Source organism: Wenyingzhuangia gracilariae, assembly GCF_056387575.1.
The window spans coordinates 2,459,046-2,474,835 of sequence record NZ_CM150748.1 but is presented as its reverse complement, the minus strand read 5'-3'; the positions used below and the strand labels follow the sequence as shown (position 1 = coordinate 2,474,835).

The 15,790-nt window shown below is 30.9% G+C and carries 17 protein-coding genes; 10 read left to right on the top strand and 7 right to left on the bottom strand.

Features of this window, described 5'->3' with window-relative positions:
• Positions 1 to 77: 77 nt before the first annotated feature.
• Complete coding sequence (locus tag ACY2IJ_RS10750; protein ID WP_476724369.1) at positions 78 to 1,154, top strand: LacI family DNA-binding transcriptional regulator; 1,077 nt, start codon at positions 78 to 80, stop codon at positions 1,152 to 1,154.
• A 78-nt stretch (positions 1,155 to 1,232) separates the two neighbouring features.
• Entirely contained in the window at positions 1,233 to 1,634 is a 402-nt protein-coding gene (locus ACY2IJ_RS10745) for a hypothetical protein (RefSeq protein WP_476724368.1), read from the top strand.
• Positions 1,635 to 1,688: 54 nt separating this feature from the next.
• Here ACY2IJ_RS10745 and ACY2IJ_RS10740 read toward each other — a convergent pair whose 3' ends face one another.
• On the bottom strand, positions 1,689 to 2,684 hold the full coding sequence (locus tag ACY2IJ_RS10740) for an NAD(P)H-dependent glycerol-3-phosphate dehydrogenase (protein WP_476724367.1): 996 nt from the start codon (positions 2,682 to 2,684) through the stop codon (positions 1,689 to 1,691).
• Between the two features lie 117 nt (positions 2,685 to 2,801).
• Here ACY2IJ_RS10740 and ACY2IJ_RS10735 point away from each other — a divergent pair, with 117 nt between their 5' ends.
• The 3 genes from ACY2IJ_RS10735 to ACY2IJ_RS10725 are packed head-to-tail and all read left to right on the top strand — an operon-like array spanning position 2,802 to position 6,261.
• Entirely contained in the window at positions 2,802 to 3,947 is a 1,146-nt protein-coding gene (locus ACY2IJ_RS10735; protein ID WP_476724365.1) for a methionine aminotransferase, read from the top strand.
• On the top strand, positions 3,932 to 4,705 hold the full coding sequence (locus ACY2IJ_RS10730) for an amidohydrolase (protein WP_476724364.1): 774 nt from the start codon (positions 3,932 to 3,934) through the stop codon (positions 4,703 to 4,705). The genes ACY2IJ_RS10735 and ACY2IJ_RS10730 overlap by 16 nt, the downstream gene beginning before the upstream one ends.
• Before the next feature lie 20 nt (positions 4,706 to 4,725).
• Entirely contained in the window at positions 4,726 to 6,261 is a 1,536-nt protein-coding gene (locus ACY2IJ_RS10725) for a RagB/SusD family nutrient uptake outer membrane protein (protein ID WP_476724363.1), read from the top strand.
• A gap of 74 nt (positions 6,262 to 6,335) precedes the next feature.
• Here ACY2IJ_RS10725 and ACY2IJ_RS10720 read toward each other — a convergent pair whose 3' ends face one another.
• From ACY2IJ_RS10720 to ACY2IJ_RS10710, 3 genes are read right to left on the bottom strand one after another with little or no spacing between them, the layout of a single operon-like run.
• Positions 6,336 to 7,097: a 1-acyl-sn-glycerol-3-phosphate acyltransferase gene (locus ACY2IJ_RS10720; RefSeq protein ID WP_476724362.1), complete on the bottom strand. Its 762-nt coding sequence runs from the start codon at positions 7,095 to 7,097 to the stop codon at positions 6,336 to 6,338.
• Positions 7,098 to 7,106: 9 nt separating this feature from the next.
• Positions 7,107 to 7,535 carry a hypothetical protein gene (locus tag ACY2IJ_RS10715; protein WP_476724361.1) on the bottom strand — a complete coding sequence of 143 codons (429 nt, stop codon included), beginning with the start codon at positions 7,533 to 7,535 and terminating at the stop codon, positions 7,107 to 7,109.
• Complete coding sequence (locus ACY2IJ_RS10710) at positions 7,532 to 8,224, bottom strand: DUF6973 domain-containing protein (RefSeq protein ID WP_476724360.1); 693 nt, start codon at positions 8,222 to 8,224, stop codon at positions 7,532 to 7,534. Before ACY2IJ_RS10710 ends, ACY2IJ_RS10715 begins: the two co-directional genes overlap by 4 nt.
• Positions 8,225 to 8,287: 63 nt before the next feature.
• On the opposite strand from ACY2IJ_RS10710, the gene ACY2IJ_RS10705 reads away from it, so the two are divergent.
• Genes ACY2IJ_RS10705 through ACY2IJ_RS10695 form a run of 3 tightly spaced genes read left to right on the top strand, consistent with a single transcriptional unit; the run spans position 8,288 to position 11,067 of the window.
• Positions 8,288 to 9,730, top strand: a complete 1,443-nt coding sequence (locus ACY2IJ_RS10705; RefSeq protein ID WP_476724359.1) for a lipopolysaccharide biosynthesis protein — start codon at positions 8,288 to 8,290, stop codon at positions 9,728 to 9,730.
• 33 nt (positions 9,731 to 9,763) lie between these two features.
• Positions 9,764 to 10,198, top strand: a complete 435-nt coding sequence (dut, locus tag ACY2IJ_RS10700; protein WP_476724358.1) for a dUTP diphosphatase — start codon at positions 9,764 to 9,766, stop codon at positions 10,196 to 10,198.
• A gap of 5 nt (positions 10,199 to 10,203) precedes the next feature.
• Positions 10,204 to 11,067: a DMT family transporter gene (locus tag ACY2IJ_RS10695; RefSeq protein WP_476724357.1), complete on the top strand. Its 864-nt coding sequence runs from the start codon at positions 10,204 to 10,206 to the stop codon at positions 11,065 to 11,067.
• Here the strand turns inward: ACY2IJ_RS10695 and dprA are convergent.
• Positions 11,064 to 12,167, bottom strand: a complete 1,104-nt coding sequence (gene dprA, locus ACY2IJ_RS10690) for a DNA-processing protein DprA (RefSeq protein ID WP_476724356.1) — start codon at positions 12,165 to 12,167, stop codon at positions 11,064 to 11,066. The genes ACY2IJ_RS10695 and dprA overlap by 4 nt on opposite strands.
• A 93-nt stretch (positions 12,168 to 12,260) precedes the next feature.
• On the opposite strand from dprA, the gene ACY2IJ_RS10685 reads away from it, so the two are divergent.
• Both ACY2IJ_RS10685 and ACY2IJ_RS10680 read left to right on the top strand, forming a co-directional pair.
• Positions 12,261 to 13,154 carry an HU domain-containing protein gene (locus tag ACY2IJ_RS10685; RefSeq protein WP_476724355.1) on the top strand — a complete coding sequence of 298 codons (894 nt, stop codon included), beginning with the start codon at positions 12,261 to 12,263 and terminating at the stop codon, positions 13,152 to 13,154.
• A gap of 41 nt (positions 13,155 to 13,195) precedes the next feature.
• Positions 13,196 to 13,705 carry an acyl-CoA thioesterase gene (locus ACY2IJ_RS10680; RefSeq protein ID WP_476724354.1) on the top strand — a complete coding sequence of 170 codons (510 nt, stop codon included), beginning with the start codon at positions 13,196 to 13,198 and terminating at the stop codon, positions 13,703 to 13,705.
• A 16-nt stretch (positions 13,706 to 13,721) separates the two neighbouring features.
• Here the strand turns inward: ACY2IJ_RS10680 and ACY2IJ_RS10675 are convergent, their stop codons facing one another.
• Together ACY2IJ_RS10675 and lolB1 are read right to left on the bottom strand one after the other, a co-directional pair.
• Positions 13,722 to 14,951 (bottom strand): murein hydrolase activator EnvC family protein, encoded by a 1,230-nt coding sequence (locus ACY2IJ_RS10675; protein ID WP_476724353.1) that lies wholly within the window; start codon positions 14,949 to 14,951, stop codon positions 13,722 to 13,724.
• Positions 14,944 to 15,756: a lipoprotein insertase outer membrane protein LolB1 gene (lolB1, locus tag ACY2IJ_RS10670; protein ID WP_476724352.1), complete on the bottom strand. Its 813-nt coding sequence runs from the start codon at positions 15,754 to 15,756 to the stop codon at positions 14,944 to 14,946. The genes ACY2IJ_RS10675 and lolB1 overlap by 8 nt, the downstream gene beginning before the upstream one ends.
• Between the last annotated feature and the right edge of the window lie 34 nt (positions 15,757 to 15,790).

The following is a 15,790-nucleotide window of genomic DNA, read 5'->3' as shown; positions in this document are numbered from 1 at the left end:
AAAAAGTAGATTTTTTTTTGCGATGAAGTAAAATTAAGTACAAATGCTTTTATATTTAATGATTAGATTTGTAACACATGAGTAAAAAAGTCACATTTAAAGATGTAGCTGCACTGGCAGGAGTTTCTACACAAACCGTTTCTAGAGTTACCAACGGGGGTAAAGGGGTAGATCCTGTTACCTTAAAAAAGGTACAAGAAGCCATAGATACTTTAGGCTATGTACCTAATAAAGGAGCACAATTATTGGTTCGAAAAAAGGCAAAAATACTAGGAATTATTTCTCTTAAAATGTCTATGGAAGGTGCCATGAATATTGTAGAAGGCATTAGAATAGAGAGTAAAAACCAAGGATACAGCATTGCTTTTACTGTTGTAGAACAAAACAACGAAAGTTTAGAAGAAGCTATTCGAGATTTAAAATCGCAACAAGTAGAAGGAATTATCATCAACCTAGGAGTTTCTTCACAAGCAGCCGAAAAAATAGTACAAAAACACCCACACATCTGTTTTTTGTTTATAGATGTTCCTACCGAAGCTAAGGTAAGTCAAGTTTCTTCCAATCATTACCAAGGTGCAGAATTAACCATACAACATTTACTTTTGCAAGGTCACACTCGTTTTGCCTTACTAAATGGACCTACAAATTCTTGGGCTGCACAACAAAGAAATTTGGCTTGGAAACAAGAAATAAAAAAACACAATGCAGAAATTGTACTAGAAGCCGAAGGAAATTGGAGTGCAGAAAGTGGTTATATAGAAGCTACTAAAATGTTGTTGCATCCCAAAAAATTTCAAGCTCTTTTGGTGGTTAGCGATCAAATGGCTTTAGGAGCATTAAGAGCATGTGCAGAACAAGCTATTGCTGTACCACAACAATTAATGGTTACAGGTTTTGACGACACTCCTGATAGTGCCTATTTTAATCCCCCATTAACAACAATTCGTCAAAATTTTCTAGAAGTAGGAAAACAAGCTGTTCATAAAATTTTACATCAATTAGAACATCACTCCATTAGTAAAAGCTTTGTAGATGTTACTTTAATAGAAAGACAAAGTACGATGGTTGTTGATAAAAATCCAGATGCTGTATCTGAAATAGAAAATCTTTTAGAACAAATACAACGCATACTACCCAATATCCAAAAATCATAAAGAGCAACTTCCCTTTAGTTTCCTACAAATTGTTACTTTTGTCGCTTATTTAGGTTTTAAACCATCTATTATTTTATCATGAAAAAAGACATTCAAATTCCAGAAGTAGAAAATGTATTTATGACTGTTGTAAAAGAATACAACAACGAATTTCAATGCGAAGACTGGAATGTTTATTTGGTAAACGACAAAGAAGAAGACTTAGAAATGGTTCTTATTGTTTCTAAAGGATATGATGAAGACAAATTGATAGAAACTTCTGTAATGCGAAAAACACTTCAGAAATTACCTGCAAAGTCTTTTGCCAAAGTAGAATTAATTCAGCCCGATTTGTTTAAACTAAACAACTTTTTTAACACTACTTTTTTTGTGGGTAACACCATGTATGAAAAGAAATATGTGTTTGAAAAAAATACGATTAAAGAAGGTGCCTTAAGAAGGGTAAAACAATTAAATAAAGAAGGTATTGTTGTAAAATAACACCTCTTTTATACAACTAAAAAATCCCATTTTATAAAATGGGATTTTTTGGTTTTAGTCTAAATTTTCAGACAATATTTTAAAATGCTTTCTGGGGCTTTTTCCTTCGTAAACCACAGCATAAACTGTATCTATAATAGGAGTTCTGGCTCCGTTAATTTGATTGAGCTCATATGCAGATTTTACAGCATAATAACCTTCTGCAACCATTTTCATTTCCATCATGGCAGATTTTACGGTATATCCTTTACCAATCATATTTCCGAACATACGGTTTCTACTAAAAGTAGAATAACCTGTAACTAACAAATCGCCCAAATAAGCAGAGTTGTTAATGTTACGTTTCATTTTATGAACTTTTCTTATGTAACGCTTCATTTCTCTAATAGCGTTAGACATTAGTACAGCTTGGTAATTATCTCCATACCCTAAACCATGAGCAATCCCTGCAGCAATGGCATAAATATTTTTTAACATGGCTGCATATTCTGCACCAATAATATCATCAGAAGTTTTGCAAAAAATATAATCAGATGTTAAACAATCGGCTAAATCTTTAGCCTTAGACTCATCTTGACAAGCTACGGTTAAATAAGACAATCTTTCCATAGCCACTTCTTCTGCATGGCAAGGTCCTGTAATCACTCCAATATTATCAAACGGAATTTCGTGTTTCTCATGCAAATGTTCTCCTACAATTAAACCTGTTTCTGGAACAATACCTTTAATGGCAGAAAATACCATTTTATTGGTTAAAGAAACCGTTAATTTAGAAAGTTCTGTGCTTAAAAAGGCCGATGGTATTGCAAAAATGATAATATCTGCATAGGAAACCAGCTCATTAATATCATCAGATAAATAAAGCTGATTGGTTTTAAACTCAACCGATGTTAAATAATTAGGATTATGATTGTGTTCTTTAATATACTCAATAGCAGTGGTATTACGCATATACCACCCTACTACATCTACTTTTTCGCATAACATTTTAACAATAGCTGTTGCCCAACTACCTCCTCCAAAAACTGCTACTTTAGTATCTTTTTTCATTAAAAATCAAACTTTTCAATTCGTTCAAAAATAAGACTTCTCTACGGAATTAAGTATTAATTTACATTTAAATCACAAATCAATGTTTATTTTTATGGTATCTAAAAAACTAGTGCGTTGACTATCAATTCTAAACTACCCAATTTACCCGAAAGTATTTTTACCACCATGAGTGGCTTGGCAAACCAATACAATGCTATTAATTTGTCTCAGGGCTTTCCTAATTTTAAAACCTCATCTGTTTTACAAGATTTGGTTAGCAAAGCTATGGCAAACGGATACAACCAGTATGCACATATGCGTGGCGATTTGGAATTGAGAACCGCCATTGCACAAAAAATAGATTTTTTATACCAAACTAAATACAATCCTGAAAACGAAATTACCATAACAGCAGGTGCTACCGAAGCTTTGTTTAATGCCATTACTTGTTTTATACATAAAAACGATGAAGTTATTATTTTTAAACCTGCTTTTGATAGTTATGAACCTGTGGTAAAATTATCGGGTGGAGTTCCTGTTTGTATTCAATTACACTACCCTAATTACCAAATAAATTGGCAAGAAGTAGCTTCTAAAATCACATCAAAAACTAAGATGATTATTTTAAACACTCCGTTAAACCCTACCGGAACTTTGTTTGAGGAGCAAGACATGCTAGCGCTACAAAACTTAATTAAAAACACTAATATTATTGTGTTAAGCGATGAAGTTTATGAACACATGGTTTTTGATGGAAATATTCACCAAAGTGCTTGTAAATTTCCAATTTTAAAAGCTCAAAGTTTTGTAATTGCCTCTTTTGGAAAAACATTTCACAACACAGGTTGGAAAATTGGCTATTGTGCTGCTCCTAAACTATTGATGGATGAATTTGTAAAAATTCATGAATTTAATGTGTACAGCATTAATACTCCTTACCAAAAAGCATTTGCTACTTTTTTAAAAGATGAAAACAACTATCAATACTTAACCCAATTTTATCAAAACAAAAGAGATTTGTTTTTAAATGGAATTAAAAACTCTAAATTTAGCTACATTCCATCCAAAGGAACTTATTTTCAATTATTAAAATATGATAAGATTACTTTAGAAAACGACTTAGAATTTGCCAAAAGATTGGTGAAAGAATTTAAAATAGCCTCTATTCCTGTTTCGGTTTTTAACGTAAATCATTTAGATGAAAAAGTTCTTAGATTTTGTTTTGCCAAAACAGATGAAACCATCATAAAAGCTACAGAAATACTATGCAAAATTCAATAAACATAACACTTGTACAAACAGATATTCAATGGATGGATAGTTTGGCTACTATTGCTTTTTTAGACAAGCAGCTAACCAATATAACTACCGATTTAATTGTGCTTCCAGAAATGTTTGCCACAGGTTTTAGTATGGAACCCACAAAAATTGCAGAACCTATGAATGGTGTTTCTGTTACTTGGATGCTTGCCAAAGCCAAAGAGTTAAATTGTGCCATTTGTGGATCTTTAAGCATTCAAGAAAACAACAAATATTACAATCGGTTTGTATTTGTAACCCCAGAAGGTATTCAATCTGTATACGATAAAAAACATTTGTTTACTTATGGCAAAGAAAATGATGTTTACACTCCAGGAACCAATACAACCACAATAAATTATAAAGGATTTAAAATACAACCTTTTATTTGTTACGATTTACGATTTCCTGTTTGGTCTAGAAACACCAATGATTACGACATTGCTTTATATGTTGCCAATTGGCCAGCCAAAAGAGCTTTTGCATGGAATAGCTTGCTAACAGCTAGAGCTATAGAAAACATGTGCTATGTAGTGGCCGTAAACAGATTAGGAATAGATGGAAACCATTTAAATTACCAAGGAGATTCCCAAGTAATTGGTCCTCTAGGAGAATTGTTAACACACTGTTCTAACCAAGCTGTTGTAAGACAAATTACACTCCCAAAAAATACCTTAACAAAAACCAGAAATCAGTTTCGTTTTTTAGAAGATAGAGATGAATTTAAAATTAAAAATTGATAGCTTTACGCTAAAAAGAAATGAAAAGTTATTTTTTAGCACTGTCTTTAATTCTACTAATAACGCTTAGTTGCACTAAAGAAGAATTAAACACAAAAATAAATAAAGTAGAAACTGAACATCTTGTTTTATCAGCCTCTGATTTTTTTATAGAAAAAACAATTGACCATACTTATTTATTTAGTGTGGTAAGAGCAAACGATACTTTACTATTAGAAACAAATGATACATTACAAGGAGATTATAAAATAGTTCCTTCTGATAATATTGCTGTGGTAAATCAGAAAGTAGCTGATATAAAATACACTTTAAGCAATAAGACATACTCTAGTAAAAGTGGTCTTATTACCATCCAAAAAAACTCTATTCATAATATATCTGCAAAAATTAATGCTGTAATTGTAGCTAATAACAATGCTCAAGATAGTTTACTATTAGACTCTATTAAGTTAGATAATGTACTTGTAAAGTCTAATACCTCACAACCTGAATTGGATGAAGAAGTTATTGAAGCACTCTTAACCGAAATTTATACCAAAGAACTTCCTTTATTTTTACAACATCAATTTCTGTTTGATTCTTTTTACACAAATCAAATAACAGAAAAACCTTTTGGTTCCAAAACTGATTTGAATAGCCATACAGTGAAACCTACTAATACTGATTTAAATAGTTTTTGGCAAACTATTTACAGTACAATACATTGGGCTAATAGGTTAGCAGAAAACAGTGCTATCACTTACAAGGACCATCCTAACAAACTAAACAGCAAACTTGCTGAAGCCTATGCCATAAGAGCATATGCTTATTCAGCTATTATTAATTGGTTTGGTAAAGGGCCAATACTGTTAAACACCATTACTAATATTCCTGTGTTTAAATATAAAAGCACTGAGGAAATTATAGCGCAAGTAAGTAAAGACTTAGAATTTGCTTTGCAATATTTACCATCTAGTTCATCCGAAACAGAAAACAGAATTACAAAAGACTTTTGTAAAGTTTTGTTAGGTAGAGTTTATTTTACCCAAAACAAATATCAGAAAGCTATTGAACTTTTAGAACAAATAATATCTCAAAGCAACTATAGCTTATCTAATTCTATTGATCCCCCGGAGGATACAGAGCTAATTTATAAGTATAGTTTTGATTTTACTTCTTCTAACATCAATTATGCTCTTATAAATTCACTCAACAACAACTATAACCTAAACATTCAAAGTTTAAACATTTCTAGATATTCTGAAATTTTACTACTTCTTTCAGAGTGCTATAACCAAACAAACAACATTACAAAAGCAATTGAGTATCTAAATAAATTAAGGACTAGGTCTCAACAACCCCTTATTTCATTAACAATAAGTAAAAGTGAATTGTCCGAAGCAATCTTTTTACAATCTCAACAAGAATTACAATTAGACGGTAACAGATTCTACATTTTAAAAGCTTTTCATAAAGCTACGAATTTGCTTGACATTGAGAGTTACCAATTAGTGTTACCCATACCTGAAAGTGAAATATCTGCAAATCCAAACGCTAAACAAAACACAGGTTATTAAAACACAAGAGAGCTTCTAAATGATTAGAAGCTCTCTTGTATATATTTATAATTCGAGTAATTTTTGCAAGTTTCTTATACAATAATTTTACTCTTTACTTTTTCTTCAACCTCTGTAAACAACTCTTGAAAAGATTTGTCTGTAATCTTAATAGGCTTATGTACTTCAATGGTCATTTTTACACCAATATTCATAGGAAATTGGCCATATTCCCACAATTTCCAAGAATTGTTTATAGTTACAGGAATAACTGTTGCCGATGGGGCAAACTTGGTTAAAACCTTTAATCCGTTTTCAGAAAAACGTTTAGGCTGTCCATCTCTACTTCTGGTTCCTTCCGGAAAAATAATTCCTGCTCTTTTATTTTTTTCTAAATACTTAGCAAATGTCCCTATAGCAGATAATGCTTGTCTTGCATCTTTCCTATCAATTAACGCAGAACCTCCATGTTTTAAGTTAAATGAAACACTAGGAATTCCTTTTCCTAATTCTTTTTTAGCGATAAACTTAGGATGTAATTTTCTAAAAAACCAACCCAATGGTGGAATTTCATGCGTACTTTGATGATTGGAAATTATAATATAAGGTTCTTCTGTTTTAAAAGAAAATGTATTGACAAACTTTACTTTGGTTCCTAGTATATATAATGATGCTGTTAAACAAAAGTTTAATACATCGACTACTTTTTTATGCCCCGAGTAACCAAATAATTTTAAAGCCAACCATTGAATTGGATGAAAACTACAAAGTAACAACGCATATACCAAATAAAATAAAACAGATAAAGGATATGCCAATAACCTTTTGGCTAGTGGCATTTTTTGATGCTTTGCCATAAAATTATTTTATTGAAACCACTGAGACCAAGGTATTCTTGATAAAATTACAACAAGTGCCAATCCGTAAAAAACAACAAACGATTTAAATTTTGCTGCATCTTCTGTCTTCTTCTTGTGCTTAGACCAACCAACTGTTACTAATACAATGGCAATAATCATCATTAATGGGTGTTCAACACTCATCAAACGCAATTCCGCATTTTTCATAGCATTTCCCATTCCTATTCCTTTTAACAATTTGTACCACGGAGAAACATAATAGGTAATTAAACCTATAATTAACTGTGTATGTGTTAATATTAAAGCAATTAAACCTAATTTTCTGTCTCCTGTTTTAAATTGTTCATTTCTTTTTAAGCTCATAATGGCATTAAAAACTACCATTGCTAAAGCGATTAATACAAAAGCTGCTAAAATTGAGTGTATTGTTTTCATTGTTTAATGTTTTGTGACAAATTTAGGGATTTAGTTTTATTATCAGCCATTAAAAATATAGAGGTTGATGGAACCAAACATTTAGCATTATTCCATACTCCGTAATATTCTTTTTTAGGAATTAAATAGCCGTTTGCATTTAAATATTTACCTGAATGGGTTTGATAAATCATTCTCATTTCTCCTCTTAAAACAGCTTCTTTTACCTTTTCAATTCGCTCTTTTTGAGACAGTTTTTGTTTTTTATACTGTTTGTACAACCGAATTCCTACAGCATTATTATACAAATCCATTTCACCACTAACTTTATCGGGAGTTGTTCTGTCTTCTAATTTATGTTCTTTGTAAAACTGGTAATTCCCTTTTTCATGCTGTTTTCCCAAACTCAAGGCAGATCTCCAACCTATTTCCTCTGCCAAACTCCACATCCAAAATGCATGTTTAAAAGCATCTAGCTGGTTTCCCGCATGATGATTCCCCATATTTTCTGTTCTTAAAATAGAATCTATCACTTGTTTTACTTCTTGAGTAACTCTATGCGCTCTTTTAGCTTTAAAAGGATGAAAAATTACCCAGCATTTTTCTGCCGAGCTTAATTTTTTAAACATTTTTTCTGTAGATTGACCAAAACTAACTGTAGTTACTAACAACACCATCCATATAACAGATGTAGTAATTTTAAATCTCATAACTTTTTTACTTTCATTTTCTTTCTGCAAAAATAGAATATATTTGTGCTATATCTTATTAATTTGAGCACATTACAATCTTTTATTAAAAACACTTTGGTTTATGGTATAGCAGCTGTTTTACCCAAAGCCATCAATGTTTTTCTTGTTGCATTACATACAAAAATCTTACCAAGCACCGCAGATTTTAACATAAATACTGAGTATTATGTTTGGGCTTCTTATTTTAATGTGTTACTTACTTTTGGGATGGAAACTACGTTTTTTAAGTTCTTTAATTCCGAAAAAAACAGTGCTCAAGTTACCAACACTGCTTTTACCATTATTGGACTTGTAGCATTTTTACTTCTTATGCCTTTATTTTTATTCGCCTATAAAATTGCTCCTGCGTTAGGGTTTAATGAAGTGAATCACTTTAAAATTTTAATTTTTACAACTTTACTAGACACTCTAGTGGTGATACCTTTTGCTTATTTAAGGGTAAAAAACAAATCTCTTAACTATGCTAGTTTTAAAATTCTTAGCATTACAATTTATGCACTTTTAAACCTACTTTTTTTATGGTATTTACCTACTCATACTAGTTTTAATCTTTTTGATTGGTTTCATACCAACTCTAAAGCAGGTTATATATTTTTAGCAAACCTTATGGCTAGCGGATTTATTTTTATTTTATTCATCCCTCTATTTTTAACATTCAAACTTCAAATTAATTTTGAACTTTTAAAAAGAATGCTAAAATACAGTTGGCCTATTTTAATTGCAGGAATTGCCTACATCACAAACGAAAATTTAGACAAATTAATTTTACCTAACTATTTAAACGAAAACATAGCAGGTGCTTATGCTGGAACTTATAAATTAGGTGTGTTTATGGCTTTATTTATTACCGCTTTTAAACTTGGAGCAGAACCTTTCTTTTTTAATATTGCCAAGCAAAAAAACGCAAAAAACACCTATGCTTTAATCTTAAAATGGTTTACTATTTTAGGAGCGCTTATTGCTCTGTTTATTGTTGCTTATATTGATTTTTTTGCTGGACTGTTGTTAAAAAAACCTGAATATTTTCAAACTTTAGAAATTGTGCCTGTTATTTTATTAGCCAATTTATTGTTAGGGATATACAACAATCTTTCTGTATGGTATAAAAACACCAACAAAACAAAATATGCCATGTATTTTTCTTTATTCGGTGGAGTTTTAACCGTAATTGGACTTATTACCATGGTTCCTCTTTTTGGTTACATGGGAGCTGCATGGGTTACTTTTTTTGTATACGCTGTTATGATGATAATGTCTTACCTATATGGTCAAAAACATTACAAAACACCTTATGAAGTTTCTAAAATTGTTGGTTTATTCCTATTTACTTCTGCTTTATGCTTTACCTCTTTTTACCTTTTTAGAGGTAATTATATTATAAACACTTTATTTATTCTATCAACACTAGTGTTTATTTATCTTAACGAACAAAAATTCATAAAACAAAGATTGCTTAACAGGTAAATAAAAAGTTTCTTTGCACTAAATTCTTTTAGTATGAAAGTGCAAATCATCAACAAATCAAAACACGCTTTACCTCAATACGAAACCACAGGTGCTGCTGGTTTAGATTTAAAAGCAAACATTACACAAAGTATATTTCTAAAGCCCTTAGAACGTGCCATTATTAAAACAGGTTTGTTTATTGCATTGCCACAAGGTTATGAAGCACAAGTAAGACCTAGAAGTGGCTTGGCTGCTAAAAAAGGAATTACGGTTTTAAATTCTCCTGGAACTATAGATGCAGATTATAGAGGTGAAATTGGAGTTATTTTGGTAAATCTATCCAACGAAATTTTTGAAGTTACCGATGGTGAACGCATTGCTCAATTGGTAATTGCCAAACACGAACAAGCTGAGTGGTTAGAAGTAGAGGAACTAAACACTACTGACAGAGGAACTGGAGGATTTGGAAGCACAGGAACCAAATAAAAAGTATGAAAAAAGAAGTAAAACAAATTTTAGAGCTAAACATAGCTCTAATGATTATTGCTGGTGCAGCTCCTTTAGGAAATTTTATTTCCTTGCCTCCAGAAATTGGTATTTGGTCTCGATGTTTTTTTGCTTTTATTACCCTTGCTATTTATGTAAAAATTAAAGGGATTGCTCTTACTTATAATTATAAAAAAGATACTGGTTCTTTTATTTTTTGTGCTGTTTTACAAGGAGGACATTGGATTACTTATTTCTATGCACTACAATTAGCTGGAGCAGGGCTAGGAGTTATTTCTTTGTTTACCTTTCCTATTTTTACCACTTTATTAGAACCGTTTCTTCTTAAAACAAAGTTCAATCCTAAGCATTTATTGTTAGCTTTAGTTGTTTTAGTAGGACTATACATACTTACTCCCGAATTGAATTTTGGAAATCAAACAAGTTTGGGAATCTTTTTTGGAATTATTTCAGCTATCTTTTTTGGAACTCGAAATATTTTAATGAAAAAACATGTAGCTACTTATGATGCTAGCATGTTAATGTTTTACCAAAATGGATGGGTAACCTTGCTTTTAACTCCTTTACTTTTTGTGTTAGACATTAAAATTAATCACTACGTTAGTTTGCTTCCTTATTTAATATTTTTAGGAGCCTTTACCACTGCTATTGGACACACTTACTACGTAAAAACTTTTAAATATTTTTCTGCCACTACAGCTTCATTATTAAGCTGTATTCAACCTGTGTATGTAGTTATTCTTGCTTATATTTTTTTAAATGAAAAGCCTACAATATCAACTTTAATTGGAGGAAGTATTATTGTTTCTGCTGTAGTTTTAGAAAGTTTAATTTCTAAAAAAAATTAAACTCTTTTTATCATTTTTCCTGGCAATACCTGAACCAAACCTTTTAACTCTAACTGAAAAATAATATTAGATATTTTATAAATCGGAATGTTACTCAGCCTAGAAATTTCATCCATATATAAAGAAGATATTTCTAACATATCATAAATATCTTTCTCATCACCTTCTAAATCTACAAACAACTGTGGCTGAATATTTTTTGTGTTTGTATGAATTTTAGAGGTCCATCCTAATTGATCTATTAAGTCTTCACCAGAAGTAATTAAGGCTGCTTTGTGCTGTTTAATTAAATTGTTACATCCTTTGCTATACACATCTGTGGATCTACCTGGAACAGCAAAAACATCTTTATTGTAAGAATTTGCAATATCTGCAGTAACCAACGCACCTCCTTTACTAGCAGATTCTATAACAATTGTAGCTTGACTTATACCAGCTACAATTCTATTTCTTTTTAAAAAGTTTTCTCTATACGGAGGTTCATCAAACACAAATTCTGATAAAAAACCACCGCTTTCTTGCATTTTTTTATAATACCTTTTATGCTCTTTTGGATATACGGTTCCAAAACCATGAGCCATAACTGCAAGCGTAGGCAATCCGTTTTCTAAAGCTTCTAAATGTGCACAAATATCTACACCAAAAGCATAACCACTTACAATTAACGGATTGTATCCTTTTAAAGAAGCTAGTAATTCTTTACAAAATTCACGTCCGTAACTTGTAATATTTCTAGTTCCTACAATGCTAATTACTCTTTCATAATTGTTGCATTTCTCAACACCGTCTTTAAATAAAATAATAGGAGCATCAGAACAGTTTAATAAACTTTGAGGATAATCCATATCCTTGTAATAAATACAATGAATCCCTCTATTTAAAGCTATATCAATTTCTTTTTTTGCCTTTTCTACAGATGTCTTAGAAAACAATTTTTGAAAAACAGTTGGATTTACGTTTTCTCTAATCTCTTTTTGTTGATGTGCTTTGTACAACTCTACTGCACTTCCATAAATAGCAATCAATTTTTTTGCTGTAACACTACCTACTCCTTTTGTGTATTGAAGTGCTAAAGCATATTGAAGCTCTTCAATATACATACGCAATAATTTTCTTTTAAGTTACAAAAATGTTTCTATCAAAAAACAGAAACCATCTATTGAACCTAATTATTTTTTTGATATTTTTGTGTTATGCAGTTATCAAAATACATAAGCGATTTACTTTACAGATATGAATGTGTAATGGTTCCCAATTTTGGAGGATTTGTAAGCAATACGCACGCAAGTCAGCTAAATACCAATCAACACACTTTTACACCACCAACAAAACACATTTCTTTTAATGTAAACCTTCAACAAAACGATGGTTTATTGGTGAATCATATAGCAAAAAGCTTGAATATTTCTTATGATGAGGCTGTAGAAATGATACACAAAACTGTAGAAAACTGGCAGCAAGATTTGCACAAGGCTCCACTTTTATTACAAAACATTGGACAATTTACTCTTGTAAACAACCAATTGTGTTTTGAACCTATTAGCAAAATTAACTACTTAACAAGTTCTTTTGGTTTAAGTGATGTAGATGCTAATTACATTTTACGAAATAACATTGCAACTCCACAACAAGAAATTACACGTAAAAAATCTTACGGTAAATACATAGCTACTGCTGCCATACTAGCCGGTTTGTTTTTGGGAGGAAATGTGTATGTAAATAACATTGAAAACCAACAAGAAATAGCTGCACAGCAAGAAATAGCAACACAAATTCAACAAGCTTCTTTCAATATTTTAACTCCACTACCACCAGTTACTTTAAAAATTGAAAAAGAAGTAAAAGCAACCAACATTGCCTATAAGTATCATATTATTGCAGGTGCTTTTAAAGATGCAGCCAATGCAGAAAAAAAAGTATCACTTTTAAACAAAAAAGGATACAAGGCTAGCATTATTGGTTTAAATAAATGGGGATTAACCCAAGTAAGCTACGAGTCTTTTAATAATAAAAGAGATGCAATAAATACGTTGCACAAAATTAGAAAAGTTGACAACAAACATGCTTGGTTATTTGTAAATGAGTAAACAATAAAGCTTATATTTAGCACACGTTTATACCATTTATTATGACAGCAAAAACTTCATCTTCGTCTTTAGCAATTAGTACCGATATTATTTTACCAAGTGACACCAATGCCCTAAACGGATTGTTTGGAGGGGAATTATTGGCACGTGTAGATAGAATTTGTTGTATTGCTGCACAAAGACATTCTAAATCTATTTGTGTTACCGTTTCTGTAAACAATGTGTCTTTTGAAAAAGTAATTCCTTTAGGAAGTATGATGACCATAGAAGCCAAAGTTTCTAGAGCCTTTACATCATCTATGGAAGTAATTGCAGATGTGTTTTTAGAGGACAGAAATTCTGGAGAACGAACCAAAGTAAACGAAGCTATTTATACTTTTGTTGCTGTTGATGAAACTGGTAAACCGAAACAAGTTCCTCAAATTATTCCGGAAACAGACTTAGAAAAAAGACGTTTTACCAACGCATTACAAAGAAAACAACTAAGCCTAGTAGTAGCTGGTAAATTAAAGCCAAAAGAAGCTACAGAACTAAAATCTTTGTTTGAATAAAGGAGGATACAAAACACTACATTCTAGCCAACCAATATGTTGGATTTTGCCTACTTGTATCTTTCCAAATTTGAAATTTTAATATTGTTTTTCCTGTAACTTTATCTGTAAAAACAGTACCCAAAGATTGTTTTAAAACCACTTCTTGCCCTTTGGTAACATATACTCTATCTAAATTGTTATACAAAGAAATATAATTACCATGTTGTACATACACTGCATGTCTTCCACTTACAGATTGTATAGCCAAAACAGTTCCTTTAAAAACCGCTCTAGCAGAAGCATTCTTTTTAGTTGTAATATGTATTCCTTTACTATCTATTTTAATACCACTTAAAGTAGGATGAGGAATAACACCATAACTTCTAGTCACCACACCTTCTGTAACTGGCCAAGGCAACTTTCCTCTGTTTTGTTCAAAACGATTTGCCAATGCTTTTCCTTCTGGAGTTAATGCAAAACCAGACGATTTGGCATTTACATTAACTTTATTTTTACTGTTGCTCTTGTTAGATGCTGCAATTGCTTCTTTAATAACACGCTCTATTTCTTTTTCTAAAGCTCTTTCTTGCTGCTGTTTTTTTCTAATTTCTGCAACATATAACTTTTCTTTTGATTTTATTTTTTTAACTAAAACCTCTTGACTTTTCTTTTCTGTTATTATTTTTTCCGCCTCCTTTTTATGTTTGATTACTAAAGATTCTTTTTGTTTTTTTTGCAACTGTAACTTTCGGGTTAAATTGGCAATTTGTTCGGTTTTAGCCACAATAGAATCTCCTTGTTTTTTCCTAAAATCAGCATATTGTTGCATATACCTAAAACGTTTGTAGCCTTGAAAAAAATCTTCTGAAGACAATAAGAACATCAATTTACTTTGTTCAGATTTGCTTTTGTACGATTTTAAAATCATTTCTGCATAATCCTTTTTTAAGGCCTCTAATTCTTCCTCAAGTTTTTTTCTTTCTTTCTGATTTTTAAAAATTAAGCTTTCTAAATAATCTGCTTCTTCAGTAATTGCTTTAATTAAATCTGTTCTTACCTGAATTTTTTTATTAATAGACTCTAAGCTACTTAATAAGTTTTTTTCTTCTTTTTGAGTACTAAACAACAACTTATTAACCCTTGCAATTTCTTGTTGCAACAGCGCTCTTTTTTTTTCTAATTCTTTTTGTTTGGCAGTTTGCCCAAAAGAAAGAGTAGTGGTTAAAAATAGAATACTAAAAAAAAGAAAAATCTTTTTACTCATCTGCCTTGTTCTCTTTTTTAGATTTTAACTGAATTTCTTTGTCACAATCTTTAGGAACTTTGTACGGAAAAGTAAGATCTTCATTAAAAGTAACATGATTGTAGACCATAGAAACCACCGTTATTTTACCTTTATTATTTGCTTGCAACTCTACTACCTTAGGAAACAAAAACTCATCTATATTTTGATGTGTTTTGTAGTACGCAGCAAATTTATTGGTTCCTAAAACTTGTTCTATTACTTGAGATTTTGTTTTAAAAATAAACGGATAAATAGCTCCTTCTATAAAATAGTCGTCATTTCTAGAGTTGTAAAATAAATAAGCATCTTTATGAAGGTCCATATTGTATCTTTTAGAGGCTATGTTTAGAATCATATCTCCCATAAATAATTTTTCTAACACACCATAAGTTACATCAACCCCTATCAATTCTTTAATCAAATCAAAAGAACCATCAAAATAGGTTTTATCAAATTTATTGTAATAATGAACACTGTCTTTTTCTATGAGCATTTTAACAACAGGAATTCCTAAAAAATCGGCACTTATCCATATTTTTTCTCCTTTAGCTACTCTAAATTTCAATCCTAATTTATGAGAAGAATCTCCAATTTTATAAGACATTTTAGCATCAATCTTTACGGTTTTAATTCCAGATTCTTCAAAAGATTTTGCTTTGTATTTTTTTAATAATTTAGACTCACTAAGCCTAGGAATATCCATTTTAATTGGCTCTAAGGTTTGCTTAGACTTACAAGAAATTACCAAAAGCAGTAAACACACTGCCAACAACCTAAATTGCATACATTTATTTTTTGATGCAATATACAATTTATTA